At 56.5% G+C, this 15,449-nt stretch carries 15 protein-coding genes and 2 pseudogenes; 16 read left to right on the forward strand and 1 reads right to left on the reverse strand.

Annotation, left to right across the window (positions count from 1 at the left end; all coding sequences use genetic code 11):
* Positions 1–2: 2 nt before the first annotated feature.
* The 6 genes and pseudogenes from ACP86_RS18895 (at position 3) to ACP86_RS18915 (ending at position 5,960) form a co-directional block, all read left to right on the forward strand.
* On the forward strand, positions 3–3,095 hold the full coding sequence (locus ACP86_RS18895; protein WP_053115056.1) for an efflux RND transporter permease subunit: 3,093 nt from the start codon (positions 3–5) through the stop codon (positions 3,093–3,095).
* A complete protein-coding gene (locus ACP86_RS18900) occupies positions 3,092–3,400 on the forward strand; it encodes a DUF3240 family protein (protein ID WP_053115057.1) in 309 nt (102 codons plus the stop codon). The genes ACP86_RS18895 and ACP86_RS18900 overlap by 4 nt, the downstream gene beginning before the upstream one ends.
* A 232-nt stretch (positions 3,401–3,632) precedes the next feature.
* A pseudogene (locus tag ACP86_RS18905) lies at positions 3,633–3,884 on the forward strand (IS110 family transposase); the annotation flags it as partial.
* Between the two features lie 31 nt (positions 3,885–3,915).
* A complete protein-coding gene (locus ACP86_RS18910; protein ID WP_227507755.1) occupies positions 3,916–4,224 on the forward strand; it encodes a TlpA family protein disulfide reductase in 309 nt (102 codons plus the stop codon).
* Positions 4,225–4,270: 46 nt separating this feature from the next.
* Positions 4,271–5,026, forward strand: a complete 756-nt coding sequence (locus tag ACP86_RS22275) for a helix-turn-helix domain-containing protein (RefSeq protein WP_075267711.1) — start codon at positions 4,271–4,273, stop codon at positions 5,024–5,026.
* Between the two features lie 73 nt (positions 5,027–5,099).
* A complete protein-coding gene (locus tag ACP86_RS18915; RefSeq protein ID WP_053115059.1) occupies positions 5,100–5,960 on the forward strand; it encodes a sterol desaturase family protein in 861 nt (286 codons plus the stop codon).
* Between the two features lie 140 nt (positions 5,961–6,100).
* Here ACP86_RS18915 and cadR read toward each other — a convergent pair whose 3' ends face one another.
* A complete protein-coding gene (gene cadR / locus ACP86_RS18920; protein WP_053115060.1) occupies positions 6,101–6,505 on the reverse strand; it encodes a Cd(II)/Pb(II)-responsive transcriptional regulator in 405 nt (134 codons plus the stop codon).
* Positions 6,506–6,602: 97 nt separating this feature from the next.
* Here cadR and ACP86_RS18925 point away from each other — a divergent pair, with 97 nt between their 5' ends.
* The 10 genes and pseudogenes from ACP86_RS18925 to ACP86_RS18970 all read left to right on the forward strand — a co-directional run bounded on the left by ACP86_RS18925 (position 6,603) and on the right by ACP86_RS18970 (position 15,448).
* Positions 6,603–7,499, forward strand: coding sequence for a cation transporter (locus tag ACP86_RS18925; protein ID WP_053115061.1), 897 nt, complete (start codon positions 6,603–6,605; stop codon positions 7,497–7,499).
* 149 nt (positions 7,500–7,648) lie between these two features.
* Positions 7,649–8,287 carry a peroxiredoxin gene (locus ACP86_RS18930; RefSeq protein WP_053115062.1) on the forward strand — a complete coding sequence of 213 codons (639 nt, stop codon included), beginning with the start codon at positions 7,649–7,651 and terminating at the stop codon, positions 8,285–8,287.
* A gap of 78 nt (positions 8,288–8,365) precedes the next feature.
* Positions 8,366–10,362 (forward strand): annotated as a pseudogene (locus tag ACP86_RS18935) (heme lyase CcmF/NrfE family subunit).
* 73 nt (positions 10,363–10,435) lie between these two features.
* Positions 10,436–10,882 carry a DsbE family thiol:disulfide interchange protein gene (locus ACP86_RS18940; protein ID WP_200905074.1) on the forward strand — a complete coding sequence of 149 codons (447 nt, stop codon included), beginning with the start codon at positions 10,436–10,438 and terminating at the stop codon, positions 10,880–10,882.
* A complete protein-coding gene (locus ACP86_RS18945; protein ID WP_053115063.1) occupies positions 10,873–11,361 on the forward strand; it encodes a cytochrome c-type biogenesis protein in 489 nt (162 codons plus the stop codon). Before ACP86_RS18940 ends, ACP86_RS18945 begins: the two co-directional genes overlap by 10 nt.
* Before the next feature lie 2 nt (positions 11,362–11,363).
* A complete protein-coding gene (gene ccmI / locus ACP86_RS18950) occupies positions 11,364–12,248 on the forward strand; it encodes a c-type cytochrome biogenesis protein CcmI (RefSeq protein WP_227507756.1) in 885 nt (294 codons plus the stop codon).
* 39 nt (positions 12,249–12,287) lie between these two features.
* A complete protein-coding gene (lgt, locus tag ACP86_RS18955) occupies positions 12,288–13,091 on the forward strand; it encodes a prolipoprotein diacylglyceryl transferase (RefSeq protein WP_053115065.1) in 804 nt (267 codons plus the stop codon).
* Positions 13,092–13,141: 50 nt separating this feature from the next.
* Entirely contained in the window at positions 13,142–13,669 is a 528-nt protein-coding gene (locus tag ACP86_RS18960; protein ID WP_053115066.1) for a MerR family transcriptional regulator, read from the forward strand.
* Positions 13,670–13,733: 64 nt separating this feature from the next.
* Positions 13,734–14,270, forward strand: coding sequence for a TetR/AcrR family transcriptional regulator (locus ACP86_RS18965; protein ID WP_014420756.1), 537 nt, complete (start codon positions 13,734–13,736; stop codon positions 14,268–14,270).
* 23 nt (positions 14,271–14,293) lie between these two features.
* Positions 14,294–15,448 carry an efflux RND transporter periplasmic adaptor subunit gene (locus ACP86_RS18970; RefSeq protein WP_008172291.1) on the forward strand — a complete coding sequence of 385 codons (1,155 nt, stop codon included), beginning with the start codon at positions 14,294–14,296 and terminating at the stop codon, positions 15,446–15,448.
* The last annotated feature ends 1 nt before the right edge of the window (position 15,449 follow it).

Consider the following 15,449-nt stretch of genomic DNA (forward strand, 5'->3'; position numbering starts at 1 on the left):
CCATGATCGCTTCATTGATTCGTTTTTCCCTGATCCAGCGGCTAATGATACTGCTGTTGGCCGCTGCACTGATTGTCGGTGGGGTATGGGCGTTTCGCACGCTTCCCATCGATGCCTTCCCCGATATCGCCTCGCCCCAGGTATTGGTGATCGTCAAGGCACCGGGCCTGTCGCCCACCGAGGTGGAAAGCCGCATTACCTTTCCGATTGAAAGGGAGATGCAGGGCCTGCCGCGTCAGACCGTGCTGCGCTCCACCACCAAATACGCGTTGAGTTCCATCACTATCGACTTCGAGGACGGCACCGACATCTACTGGGCACGCCAGCAGGTGGCCGAACGCCTCAATCAGGTCTGGGGCGAACTGCCCGCCGGGGTGGAGGGCGGATTGGGGCCCATCACCACGCCGTTGAGCGAGGGATACATGTATCGGGTTGAGGGCGAGGGCTACAGCAACCGGGAACTGCGTAGTATCCAGGACTGGGTGATCCGTCCGCGCCTACGCACCGTGGAGGGCGTAGCCGACGTCAATTCCCTGGGCGGCGAAGTCAAGGTGTTCGAAGTCGTTGCCGATCCCGAGGCGCTGTTGGCCCACGGCCTGGCAATTGATGACTTGGAACGCGCACTGAAAGCCAATAACCGCAATGCCGGCGGGGACCGCATCAACCGTAACGACGAGGTGCTGTTGGTGCGTACCGTGGGGCAACTACTGGATATGGAGGATATCCGCAGCATCACCGTGGCCAGCCGTAATGGCGTCCCGGTGCACGTCACTGATGTGGCCACGGTCCGCATCAACTCCATGACCCGCTACGGCGCGGTCACCGCCGATGGCGAGGGCGAGGTGGTGACCGGCCTGGCGCTGCTGCGCCGGGGCGCCAACAGCCGGACCATGGTCGAAGGCGTCAAGCATGAGCTCGAGGCGCTCAAGGCGACGTTACCCGAAGGTGTACGTATTGTGCCGTTCTATGATCGCTCCGAGTTGGTCAGCCAGGCGGTGTGGACGGTGGAAAAAGCGCTTGGCGAGGCTGTGGTCCTGGTGCTGTTGGTGTTGATAGTCATGCTCGGCAATTTACGCGCCGCCCTGACCGTGGCGCTAATTTTGCCGTTGTCGGTGCTGTTCACTTTCGTGATGATGCGTCTGTTTGGTGTCAGCGCCAATCTCATGTCTCTCGGCGGGCTGGCGATTGCCATCGGTATCCTGGTGGATGCTGCGGTGGTGGTGGTCGAGAACACTCATGCGCGACTCAGCCAGGCGCCCAAGGGGGTTGATCGTCTGCATCTGATCTACCGCGCGACGCTAGAGGTGGCTACGCCAGTGATCTCTGCCGTGCTGATCATCATTGTGGTATTTCTGCCCTTGTTCAGCCTGTCCGGCCTAGAAGGCAAAATGTTTACGCCGCTGGCGGTGACTATCGCTTTCGCCCTTATCGGCTCGCTGCTCCTGTCGCTGACGGTCATTCCGGTGATGGCCAGCCTGTTGATGCGGGGTGGCGCTGAGGAAGACAGCCGGGTGTTGAAGTTGTTGAAGCACGGCTATGTGCCGGTCATGCGCTGGGCGCTGCGCCACCTCAAGACGGCCGTGGGCGGCGCATTGATGCTACTGCTCGGCGCCGCCCTGCTGTTTCCCCTGATTGGGAAGGAGTTCATGCCGGTCATGGACGAAGGTACCACGGTGGTCATCATCGAAAAGCTGCCCAGCATCTCGCTGGAGCGTTCCCTGGCGCTTGACGAGCCCTATCAAAAGGCCATGATGGAGCTGCCGGAGGTCACCGGCGTGGTGTCCCGCACCGGCGCCGACGAGCTGCGTATGGACCCCATGGGTTTGTATCAAACCGATAATTTTCTCATCACCAAACCAAGGGACCAGTGGACGGTGAGTCTGGAGGAGTTTCAGGAGCGGTTGCGCGAGAAACTCGATCGCTTCGTCGGCATCGACTACGCCTTCACTCAGCCCATCGACATGCGGGTCTCCGAGATGTTGACCGGCGTGCGGGCCGCGATGGCCATCAAGTTGTACGGCGATGATCTGAAGGTACTGAAGGAAAAGTCCAAACAGATCGAAATGCTCATCAATAACATTCCCGGGGCGGTCGATGTCTTTCGCGCTCCGTTGTCAGGCCAAACCTATCTGCAGGTTGAGATTGATCCCCAGGCCATTGCCCGATTCGGCATTAATATCGAGGATATCAACCAGCTTGTGGAAATTGCCGTCGGCGGCCGGGTTGTCACTGAGGTAATCGAAGACAACCGACGCGTTGGTGTGTTGTTGCGTTATCCGGAACAGGCGCGCACGTCGCCGAACGATATCGCGGCGCTAAGAGTGGAAACGCCCGCTGGGGAAAAGATTCGCCTCGACAGCGTGGCCGCAATCCGAGAAGTCGATGGGCCGGTTGGGATCACCCGGGAGTCGGCCAAGCGCCAGGTAGTGGTGCAGGCCAACGTCGAAGGTCGTGATATGGTGGGGTTCGTAGAAGAGGTTCGTGCCACCCTGGAACGTGAGGTGCAATTGCCGACAGGTTACTACGTCACCTATGGTGGGCAGTTCGAGAACCAGCAGCGCGCTGCGGCCCGTCTGGCGTTGGTGGTGCCGATTGCCATCGCGCTGATCTTCGTGATGCTGTTCATCACGTTCCGATCCCTGCGCCAGGCCGGTTTGATCATCCTCAACATTCCGTTCGCCATGATCGGCGGCGTCGTCAGCCTGTATCTGTCAGGGCTGTACCTGTCAGTGCCGGCCTCCGTGGGGTTCATCACCCTGTTCGGTGTGGCGGTGCTCAACGGAGTGGTGATGGTGACTTACTTCAACCAGTTGCGTGAAGCCGGGAGAACTCTGCTCCAGGCTGTGCAGGAAGGCGCCGAGCGCAGGTTGCGACCGGTGCTCATGACCGCATTAATCGCCAGCCTGGGTCTGGTGCCGCTATTGACGGCGACCGGGCCGGGCTCAGAGTTGCAGCGCCCGCTGGCGGTCGTGGTGATCGGCGGACTGTTCACGTCGACGCTGCTCACACTGGTGCTGCTTCCTACCTTATATGCCTGGATAGAAGGGCGGGCGCAGCGACGCCTCGCTCAGCCCACAACGGAGGACCACGCGTGAAGATTCTGACGCTTATTGTGCATGCCAATACCCAGCAGGAATTGGGCGATCAACTGCGAACCCTGAGCGAGGTATCCGGCTTTACGTTCAGCCATGTGGAAGGGCACGGGGCTCAGGTGGAACGCGATCCGTTTCTCTCGGCACGTGATAAAGTGGTTGGTTACACACCGCGGGTGCGGGTGGATATCCTGCTTGATGACGCGGATGTAAGTGTCGTACTGGAGGCGCTTCGACAGGCGGAAAACACTGTGACCGGCCAAGGCGTGTATTGGACAATACCTGTGGAAGATGGAGGACACCTGTGATTTAGATCGCTGAAACCTACCTGAGTAAGAAGAGGGATCTTAAGAAGAGGCTAAGATCCCTCTTAGACATGATGTTTTGACCTGCCCACCCTCAACGTTCGTGGGTTATCGTTGGGGAGTGGGTAAACAACCCTTAGACAGAGCCACATTGAGGAGGGCAAGTCATGACAGAGTTTAACGCTGAATCCGTTTCATTTCACACCGCCGCTTCTGCTGTCGATCCGGCGGCCTGTTGCAGTTTGTCTATGAGGCCGGTCCCTGTGGTTACGGCCTGTATCGTCAATTGCTCGCCAGCGGCCATGATGCTCAGGTGGTGGCGCCCTCGCGTATTCCGAAGGCGCCCGGGGAGCGAATCAAGACCGGTCGGCGCGATGCTCTGAAGCTGGCGCGCCTGGCTCGCAGGGGCGACCTGACGCCGGTCTGGGTGCCTGATAACGAACAGGAAGCCATGCGCGATCTGACCCGGGCGCGTGATGACATGAAGGCTCAGGAACGCAAGCGCGTCAGCAGAGGAAATGCCGACGCTGGACTCACTTCAGGCTCAACTGGGCGGCGAGCATTTTGAAGTGGTTGCGCTGTCCGTTGACCACGCAGGCATCAGCGTTGTTGAAAAATTCTACCGGAAAACCGGCATCCAACATCTTCGCCAGTATATTGATCCGTCGACAATGGCGACCTCAACGCTAGGCATAGAAGGTGTTCCTACAACGCTGCTGATTGATCATGACGGTCGCGAAATTGGCCGCCTGGTCGGTGCCGCGGAATGGGACAGTCCGGCCATGGTGGATTTGATGACCCGCACCATTGACGAGGCTTGGAACTGACCGAGGGTCACTCCGACTGAAAGTCTGTCTTTGCAGAGATGAGGCAATGACCAAAACAAAGACTTTATTGAACCCATGGCTTGGCTCCGTAGCGATAAAGCCAGGCATGGGTGCCTTCCATGGAGAGTCGGGAGACAATAAGCCCCACAGGCATTGGGCTCATCAAATCGTGATCGGTTTAGACGCAAGCGTTGAAGTCATGTCCGGTGAAACACGATGCGAGGGAAGGGGGTTATGGATACCAGCTGGAGTTACTCATCAATTAAAACTGTCCAGGGTACTGTGTATTTACATCGATCCAAACCTTGATGTCTGCAATGTTCTACTGCCTTACATCAAAAATCCGTCGAAGCGATCCATCCGGGCACTCGATGAGGATTTCATTACGGAGTGCTTGTCTCGCTTTACTGGCACCGAAAATCTGTTAATTGCACTGAAAGCTTTCGAGCGACAATACCGGGGTAGTAAGCCATCTGGTCCAAAGAGTAGGTTGAGCGACGTTTTAGAAGCATTGAATGCCGAAGCATCGGGGGGGCGATCAGTCTCACGAGCCGAGTTGGCAAAAATGGTTTGCCTGTCTCCAAGCCATTTTTCCCACTGGTTTACCGAATGTACCGGTTTACCTTTGCGCAGCTATAGAAAGTGGTTAAAGCTATTAACCGGGTTTGAGTTATCGCGCGAGATGTCACTCACTGATGCAGCAATTGCTTCGGGATTTTCTGATCAAGCCCATTTCTGCAGGTCTGTTACTGAGGCATTTGGCGTTTCCCCAACGGTTATTCAACGGCTTTTATCCGAATAATCAGCTCTTTCGTTCAATTCGGCTGCGTGCATCCATGAGATGCTGAACGCTCTAGTTAGCGAGGGCTGTTGGAATGATCCGTAACGTAATGTGGTTGGTTAGGCTTTTGTATTTGCCGTTGTTTTTGCTCGTGGGTAATGGTGTTGCTGTCTATCTCGTTGCCGAAGACTTCAACGCCGGTTGGCTGGGGTTGTTGATCCTGGTGTTTATAGGGATTTCTTTCGCCACTGAAAGACTTATCCCCTATGATCGGGCGTTTAATGAGCCTCAACGGGATCAGCGGCGCGATGTGCTCCATGCACTCATGAACGAGTCGCTTAATGTTATTGGCATAGCTGTACTCCCATTAATTGCAGGATTGCTCGTTTTGGCACCGATCTGGCCTTCCAGTTGGCCACTGCTTTTCCAGTTGCTGTTGGCAATCCTCATTTCTGATATTGGTATCACCCTGGCGCATTTTGCCAGTCATCGCCTCCGGTTGCTGTGGCGCCTACATGCCGTTCATCACAGCGTAAAACGGTTGTACGGCTTTAATGGGCTCATGAAACATCCACTGCATCAATTTATAGAAACAGTTGCTGGGACGACACCATTACTCATTATAGGAGTACCACAGAATGTCCTGATGTTGTTGGTGGTTGCAGTCGTATTTCAGTTGCTACTGCAACACTCGAATGTAGCGTATTTTACCGGACCGCTGAAAAAGGTTCTCGCAATCAACTCCGTGCATCGTTTCCATCATTTGAATACGGCAAAAGAGGGTGATGTGAACTTCGGGCTTTTTACAACCTTGACTGATCGCTTTTTAGGCACGGCTTACTTCGATTCCGAGCGAACGATCGGCGCTAAAGATCTCGGTATTGCTTCAGAGCCGAATTACCCAACGAACTACTGGCAACAGTTGATGCAGCCTTTTCAACGAAACAGGAGATGATGAGGTGCTTGCTCCATCTGCCGGCTACTCAGGCTCCGTGTTGTCGAAAAGATCTGCCAGGAAGCGGATTTTCAACATCTGCGCAAGTATATTGATTCGCCCACACTGGTTACCCCAATACTTGGCATAAATGCCTCAGGCTACTGCTGTATGCTTTCTTCACTGAGCCCTTCGAGAACCCCACAGGCTCCAATGTCCCGATCATCGTTGCAACTCGCTCTCAACGACGTGAGTTGTTTCTCCAGTACCTGCAGATCGGTTATCCGAGACCGTACATGAGCGAGGTGATCATCAAGCAAGGTGTTGATGACCCTGCAAGGCTGATGGGGCGCGCCCTGATAACGCTGTAACTCGTGAATTTCAGCGAGTGACAGCTCGAGTATTCTGCAGCGCCGGATAAAGGCCAGTCGCTCAACATGCCGTTCGGTGTAAATACGGTAGCCGTTGTCCTGACGATCCGGCGGTGGTAACAAGCCCTCTCGCTCATAGAAACGGATGGTCTGGGTGTCAACCCCTACGGACCGCGCCAACTGACCAATGCGCATCGGGTGTCTCCTCAACAAATGGTATCTGCTCTATTGACCTTATAGTGGCTATATGGTTTTAAATCATAATCCGACAATACTCAAGTGGAGCCGTATCATGAGTAAATCCTGTGAAGACGCCTGTGGCTGCGACGCATCGTCCGCCGAGGGTAACGCCGGGTCGGAGGCCTCTGAAGCGTCCGGCAACTGGATCAGTGTGTATACCGTACCGAAGATGGATTGTCCTTCGGAGGAACGGATGATTCGACTGGCCCTGAATGGTTTTGAAGACATTCGCGGGCTGTCCTTCGACCTGTCTGATCGGCGGTTGAAGGTTGTGCACGATGGCGAGGCTGAGCCTATCACCGCGAAGCTGGCGACCCTCGGGCTGGGAGCTTCGCTTCAGGAAACGGCCGCTGCCGACCCTGAATCAATCAAGGCGCTCGGGGGTACGGCTATCTCGGCCGAGCAGGAGTCGGGCACCCTGCGTTGGTTGCTCGGTATCAATGCTGTCCTGTTTGTGGTGGAAATGACGGCCGGCCTGATCGCGCACTCCACCGGTTTGATTGCAGAATCCCTGGACAATTTTGCCGACGCGGCCGTGTATGGGCTCGCCCTGTATGCGGTGGGGCACAGCGTGAAAATGCAGGTGCGTGCGGCGCATCTCGCGGGCGTACTCCAACTGATACTGGCTGTGGGCGTACTTGCAGAGGTGGTGAGGCGCTTTGTCTTCGGCAGTGAGCCGGAGTCGCTGGTAATGATGGGGATTGCGTTCATCGCATTGATCGCCAATACCACCTGTCTGCTGCTGATATCCAAACATCGGGAGGGCGGTGCCCACATGAAGGCGAGCTGGATATTCTCAGCCAACGATGTGGTCATCAATCTGGGGGTCATTACCGCTGGCGCCCTGGTCGCATGGACTGGCTCCAATTATCCGGACCTGATCATCGGCAGCATCGCGGGGATTATCGTACTCAACGGTGCCAGGCGCATCCTGGCGCTTAAGGGTTAAATAATGTCCATCGTTGCCAGGAAACTCTTGCCGTATGGCTTGCTGGCTATTTCCGGCCCGATAAAGGCCTTGACCTTAAAGTTGACTTTAAGGATATCGTCTGTGCTGACGAACCAAGAACGACCGCCAAAGCAAAGGAGAATGAAACGATGACATTGCAACTTGGAGAAATTGCTCCCGATTTCACCGTGGCATCCACCGAGGGAAACATTCAGTTTCATGAGTGGCTGGGAGACGACTGGGCCGTGCTGTTTTCACACCCCGCCGACTACACCCCCGTCTGTACCACAGAGCTCGGTGCCTTCGCCAAGCGTAAGGACGAGTTCGCCAGTCGCGGTGTGAAGCTGATCGGGGTCTCCGTCGACCCGCTCGACTCCCATAACGACTGGGTGAAGGATATCGAGAAAACCCAGGGCACGGGGCTCAATTTTCCCCTGCTGGCAGACAAGGATCAGGTAGTTGCCGACCTGTACGGAATGATCCATCCAAAAGCCGACCCAAAGGTGACTGTTCGAACGGTATTTATTATCGATTCCGCGAAGAAAATCCGTCTGATGCTAACGTATCCGCCCAGTACCGGGCGCAATCTGGACGAGATCCTGCGCGTCATTGATTCGCTCCAGCTGACCGACAACCACAAAGTGGCCACGCCGGTGGACTGGAAGAATGGCGAGGATGTGATCATCGTTCCGTCGCTCTCCAACGAAGAGGCCAAAGAGCGCTTCCCCGACGGATGGGATGAGCAGACACCGTACCTGCGCGTTACCCGCCAACCTGGTCAGAAGTAACAGGGTATTCGTCAGCCAGCCGCGCGGCTGGCTGACGAAGCAATACCTGAGGAACCCCTAACCGAACACGGCCCCGCAATGCTTACCCTGACAATCCCTGAAGTTGGTCTCTTCGCGTTATTGATTGCACTTTGCCTGTCGCTGCTTCAGGCGACCGTGCCCTTGCTGGGAGCCGCCACCCGGCGCCCGTTGTGGATGGCATTTGCAGAGCCCATGGCATGGGGGCAGTTTGCCTTTCTACTGGTTTCTTATGCCAGCCTGACCGCCAGTTTTCTTCTGGATGATTTCAGTGTGGATTATGTGGCCCGTAATTCGAATTCGATGTTGCCCTGGTACTACAAGTTCACCGCCGTCTGGGGCTCTCATGAAGGCTCGGTGCTGTTATGGAGTCTGATTCTCAGTGGATGGGGCTTTGCCGTCAGTCTGTTTTCCCGCCAGTTGCCACGGGATATGCTGGCACGGGTTCTGGGAGTTCTGGGTGTCGTCAGCGCAGGGTTCCTGCTTTTCATCGTCGTTACGTCCAGCCCCTTTGATCGCCTGTTGCCGGGCATGCCCGCCGACGGTGCCGATCTGAATCCGTTGTTGCAGGATGTTGGCCTGATCATCCATCCGCCGATGCTTTACATGGGCTATGTGGGTTTTTCAGTGGTCTTTGCTTTTGCCATCGCTGCGCTGATCGAAGGGCGTCTGGATGCGGCCTGGACGCGCTGGGTTCGGCCGTGGACCAACATTGCCTGGGCCTTTCTGACCCTCGGCATCGCTCTGGGTAGCTGGTGGGCCTACTATGAACTGGGTTGGGGAGGCTGGTGGTTCTGGGACCCGGTGGAAAATGCATCGCTCCTGCCCTGGCTGAGCGGGACAGCGCTGATACATTCACTGGCGGTCACGGAAAAACGCGGCACGTTCAAGAGCTGGACGGCACTGCTGGCGATTTTCACGTTCTCACTCTCGTTACTGGGCACCTTCCTGGTGCGTTCAGGGGTACTGACCTCAGTTCATGCCTTTGCCAATGATCCGTCACGGGGCTCTTCATTCTGGCGTTGCTGGGAATAACGGTCGGCGTCTCGCTGTTGATCTTTGCGCTACGGGCGCCGCGAATGAGCGCCAATGCGGGCTTTAGCTGGCTTTCCCGGGATGCACTGTTACTGATCAACAATATTTTGCTGGTCATCATGACGATCACGGTCCTGATGGGCACGCTGTACCCCTTGATCCTGGATGCACTCGGGCTGGGCAAAATCAGTATCGGCGCGCCTTACTTTAATAGCCTGTTCGTGCCACTGACCGTCATGCTTTGTGCCTTTATGGGGCTGGGGCCGGTCGCACGCTGGAAGCAGATGCCCGGTCGCGAGCTGTTCCGGCGACTACTGGGGGCGGGTCTGGCCGCACTGGCGATTGCGGTATCGATACCGTTTCTTTACAACGGCCAGTGGAATGTCGCCGTGGCGCTGGGGATGGTGGCGGCCCTGTGGATAGTACTGGCGTTGGTGCGCGACCTGTTTGATAAAGTCCGCAATGCGTCCTCTGCGCTGGCCGGATTGCGTAAGTTGACCCCTTCATACTGGGGCATGGTGGTCGGCCACGTGGGCCTGGCCGTCACCATCGTGGGCGTGGTGATGGTGTCGAACTACGCCATGGAGCGTAATGTGCGGCTTGATATCGGTGAGCAGGTAGATCTGGGCGGGTACGATTTTACTCTGACCGAACTGGGCGAGCGTCGGGGACCCAACTTCCTTGCTGACACGGCGGCCATCGAGGTTGCCCGTGAAGGCCGGATTGTCACCACCTTGTACCCAGAAAAGCGCCTGTATATTGCCCGAGGGCAGCCGATGACCGATGTCGCACTCGACCCCGGCCTGTTGCGGGACCTTTACGTGGCCATGGGGGAGGAACTGGACGACGGCAGCTGGGCAATGCGCCTACAGGTCAAGCCCTTCGTACGCTGGCTTTGGCTGGGTGCGCTGCTGATGGCCTCCGGGGGCGTGCTGGCCGTGGCAGACCGTCGCTACCGTCGCCGCCGTGCCGCCGCCGCTGACCGGGAATCGGTGAGGCCGGCGCGCGAGGTTCGCGCATGATGCGCCGCCTGTTGCTGATGCTTCCGTTTGTGGTGTTTCTTGGCCTGGCCTTCTTTTTGTACCGGGGCTTTCGTTGGACCCGAGTGCTCGCGAGTCGGCCCTGATAGGTCAGGCGTTTCCCGCGTTCACGCTCCCAACGTTGGAGGACCCTGATACCGAGGTGGATGAATCCCTGCTTCGCGGGCAGATGTCTCTGGTCAATGTCTGGGCGTCCTGGTGCCCGACCTGCAAGGAGGAAATGCCCCAGCTACTGGCGCTCTCCGAACGCGGCATTCAGATGGTGGGCATCAACTACAAAGACACACGTGACCTGGGGCGACAATTTCTTGAAGAGTTTGGAAAACCTTTCGAGGTCAACATCTTCGATCCTGCCGGCGACCTGGGTTTCGAGCTTGGCGTGTATGGCGTGCCCGAAACCTTTCTGGTCGACGCAAACGGTATCGTTCGATACAAGCACGTCGGGTACATAACGCCCGCCCAGGTGGATGAAGTCATGGCGGAGGTAGAGAAATGGCGCTAAACCGAAAGAGCCGTTGCTGTGTGGTCATCGTGTTTTTGCTGGCTTCGTTCCAGTCGGTGGCGGACACGGCAATCGATGCGCGTCATTTCGAGGATCCGGTGATGGCGGAGCGTTATCGCGACCTTACGGCGTCGTTGCGGTGCCCTAAATGTGATGCTCAAGCCATCGACAGTTCCGATTCGCCGGTGGCGGCGGACATGCGGGAGCGGGTAGCAATGATGCTTCGTGATGGGCGTGCGGATAAGGAAATTCTTGATTTCATGGCTAATCGTTTTGGCGAGTTCGTTCTTTACAATCCGCGCCTTGACGGGCGAACGTGGCTGCTTTGGGCGTTGCCGGCAGCGCTGGTAGCAGGAGGCGCCCTGGTTGTGATTGCGTTTGTCCGGGCGCGCAGGCACCGGCGAGTGCGGCCGCTCTCCGAGGAGGAGCGTACCCGCCTGTCTTCCCTGATTCATCGTCACCGTGAGGGATCGGAATGACTATGCTCTGGTTAAGTATCGGCACACTGCTGCTGCTTGCGCTGTGGTTCCTGAGTCTACCGTTGCGGAGAGCAAGGGCGATCCATGACTGGCAGCAGCGATTTGAGGCCGATGATCATGCGGAGGCGCAAAACCTCGCCGTCTATGAGCGCCGGCTTTCAGCACTGGAAAGCGCCCGCGATCGCGGCGAGGTTGACGTCGCACGCTTTGAAGAAAGCCGTCACGAGCTTGAACGCAATCTTCTGGAGGACACCGAGGCCCGTCGTCGCGTGCCTCTCAGGAACCCGCTGGCAGGACGTTTTGTAATCCCTCTGGTGATAACGGCATTGATTGCCGCCACCGTAACCGGCTATCGATGGGTGGGCGCCAATGGCGATCTGGCTCTGTATGCCGTGGTGCAGGAGGTTCTTAACTCTCCCGGTGCCTCACCGGAGAACCTGATTGTCCGGCTCGAAGAGCAGGCCGAGAGTCAGCCGGATAATCCCAAGGTCTGGGCTTTGTTGTTTCCGCTGTACCAGAAGGTCGGTCAGCCAGATCGGTCGATTCGCGCCCTGGAGCGATTGATCGAACTGGAAGGCCGCCGAGCCGATCTTCTGGCCCAACTGGCTCAGTTGAAATTCTATGTGGCCGGAGGCAGCCTGACCTATGAAGTTCAGGCGCTGGTAGATGAAACACTCGATAAGGATCCGCGTCAGCCGACAGTGTTGGGCATGCTGGGGGTTGAGGCTTTCGACGATGGCCGCTATGAACAGGCGATCGGTTACTGGCGCCGAGCGTTGGCTGGCTTCGAGGATTCCGCCTCCGCAGAGGTCATTCGTAAAGGTATCGCTGTTGCCAGGCAACGATTGGAGGAGACAGCCAATGGAGCGGAACGTGTTACTGATTGAAACCCTAACGCACGTTCACACACGAAATCAGGGAAGCTTATGCTTCAGTATCCTCAAATCGACCCGGTAGCCATTGCACTGGGCCCACTGAAAATCCATTGGTACGGCCTGATGTACCTTGTCGGTTTTCTCGCGGCCTGGTGGCTGGGGCGTCGTCGGGCTCATCGACTCGGGTTGAACGCAGACGCTGTTGAAACATTGATTTTCTACTGCGCGATGGGCGTCATTCTCGGTGGCCGCGTCGGTTATGCGCTCTTCTACGGTTTTGACAAGCTGGCAGACAATCCGCTTTGGCTGTTCAAGGTCTGGGAAGGGGGCATGAGTTTTCACGGCGGTTTGACCGGCGTCCTGATTGCAGCCTTGGTCTTCGCCCGCAAGCAGAACCTGCGTTTTTTCCAACTCACGGATTTTATAGCGCCACTGGTGCCAATTGGCCTGGGGGCGGGGCGCCTTGGCAACTTTATCAACCACGAGCTCCCGGGGCGGGTCAGCGACGTGCCCTGGGCCATGGTGTTCCCGAATATGGGGTCGGCGCCACGTCACCCGTCGTCATTGTACGAGTTTGCCCTGGAAGGTGTTGTGCTGTTTGTGGTGCTGTGGTGGTTCTCACGCCACCCTCGTCGGATGGGCGCAACGTCCGGCCTGTTCCTGTTGCTCTACGGAATTTTCCGTTTTGCGGTCGAGTTTGTTCGCCTCCCCGACCCGCAACTGGGGTTCATTGCCCTTGACTGGGTGACCATGGGGCAGTTGTTGACCTTGCCGATGATCCTTGGAGGCCTTGGGTTAGTCGCTTGGTCGAAAAGCCAACCGATCAATAACGTAAAGGTGGCGACGGGCGGATAAAGGTCGACTTCATTTATGCAATAACAAATTGAGAGAGTTTCAGAGTGGTCATGCTGGCGTTTTCTCCTCTGATATATCGGGATCTGTTTCATGCGAGCGATGTGGGCACGATGAAAGTCAATGAAATTGCAAACTTGGCGGATGTCTCTCCGGACACCGTTCGTTTCTATAACCGTGAAGGGTTACTTCGGCCACGAAAAGATCCCCGAAATGGCTACAACTTGTATAATTCGGAAGACCTGTGGCGCTTACGGTTTGTTCGCGTGGCAAACAAGCTGGGATTCAACCTGCGTGAAGTCAAAGTCATTCTAAGTCATGGGACGGAGGGTGGCTTGGCTGGCAGCGACCTGAAGGAGCTATTCACAGACCGCCTTTGCAGACTGGATCAGGAGTTAAAGGAGCTCAAGAGACTTCGTGACGACATGAAAACTACAGTCCAGGTTTGGAGACAGATGCCTGATGGAGCCCCCAATGGCCATTCTGTCCAGGAATTCAGTAGGGCACCTACTTCGGTATACGCCTATATTTTCGGTTTGAAAATAAGTGAACGTTCATTTATTTTAGGCCGACCAATTTGAAGCGTTGAGCAGACAAATGCGGCAAAGAGACGACTCGAAACGAATAGCCTTCCTGGAAGCTACCGTGAGGGAAGTAGCAGATCACGGTTTTTCAGCAACCTCGGTTGGCAAGATAGCCAAGGCTGCGGGTTTGTCACCAGCCACGCTGTACATCTATTACGAAGATAAAGAACAGCTTTTATTGGCGACATTTTATTACGTCAGCGATCAGGTCATTGATGCGGCGCTGGACAGTTTTTCTCGCGGGAAAGATCTGCGTGAAGGACTGCGACGCCAGTGGCACACACTGTTCCGGATCGGCCTTGAGCGTCCGGAACTATTCCGCTACCACGAGACGTTCACGCATTCTGCTTGGATGACTCCCGAGATCCAGGCACGAAACGAAAGCCGAGCCGCAAATCTTTTGAATGCAGTTGATCAGGGAAAGCAATCCGGGCTGATCAAACCGGTACCTTTTCCACTTCTCGAAACGTTTATGTTCCGCCCGATTTACCACCTCGTTCAACGATGCCTGCAAGGGTCGTTCGAAGGTACCGATGAGCATATCGAATTAGCGTTTAATATGGCTTGGGATGCGGTTGCCGATCGTCGGAATACCTAATTTTTTCTGGAGAGTGACGCGTTATGAAATTCAAGATGGTCAGTACCGCCATGCCCTTGAGAGGCCTACAAGCGCTTGCAATGCTTTCGAGCCTCCTGGTGATGGGATGTTCGGCGGAGGCGCCCCCTCTGACACAGCAAACTGTCTACCCGGTAAAGCTCATGACGCTGGAGCAGGCGCAGTCAGGCACGCTCAATCAGTATCCGGGCAGAGTCTCGGCGTCTGACCATTCAGAACTCTCTTTCAGAGTGGGAGGAGAGCTGACGGAGCTGGCCGTTAAAGCAGGCGACACTGTGGAAAAAGGGGAGGTCGTTGCCCGCCTGGACGATCGGGACGCAAGAACCCGCCTGGAAAACGCCCGGTCAAATTTCAATCTGGCACAGGCCACCTTCGAGCGAATGCGAATATCGTTGGAGCGCCAGGCCATCAGTCAGGCCCGTTTCGATGAGGCCGAGGCCGAGTACCTCTCTGCCAGAGCGCAACTGGCCAGCGCGGAGGACCAACTTTCCTATACCGTTCTCAAAGCGCCATTTGATGGCGTCATTTCACGGGTGCCGGTGGATGTCTTTCAGGTTGTATCAGCGCAGCAGGCCATTGCCGAACTGCAACGGCCCGGCTCTATCGACGTCTCGTTCCAGATGCCTGAACAACAGGTCCGCCGCCTTCAACCACAGAGATCCAGGAACGTTCGCGCCAATGGCAACACTATCGCGTGGGTACAGTTTCCCGAGCTTCCCGATAAACGCTACGCCGCGAGCTACAAAGAGCATGACAGCAATGCCTCTCAGGGGTCGCTCAGTTATGAGGTTACCGTAACGCTCCCTGAACCCGAGGACATCACAGTGCTTTCGGGGATGAGCGCGACCGTTCTGCTTGATTACGGCACATTGGCTGGAGAGAGCGCCCCGTCGTGGCTGATACCAACCGCGGCGCTTGTAACACCTGACGCAGAACCCGGCACTAGCGTGGTTTGGCGATACGTGGCTGCTGCCGATGGTGAGAATGGCGATAACACGGGCAGCGTCGAGCCGGTGGATGTCGAGCCGGGTAAGAAAATGAACGATGGCGTGCTTGTTCGGGGAGAGCTCAGCCCGGGCGACAGAATCGTGGTTGCCGGCGCTCACCGGATGAACAGGGATCGTTCGGTCCGTCCCTGGGAAAAAGAGGGCGGGCTCTGAG

The organism is Marinobacter sp. CP1 (assembly GCF_001266795.1).
In the GTDB taxonomy this organism is placed as follows: domain Bacteria; phylum Pseudomonadota; class Gammaproteobacteria; order Pseudomonadales; family Oleiphilaceae; genus Marinobacter; species Marinobacter flavimaris.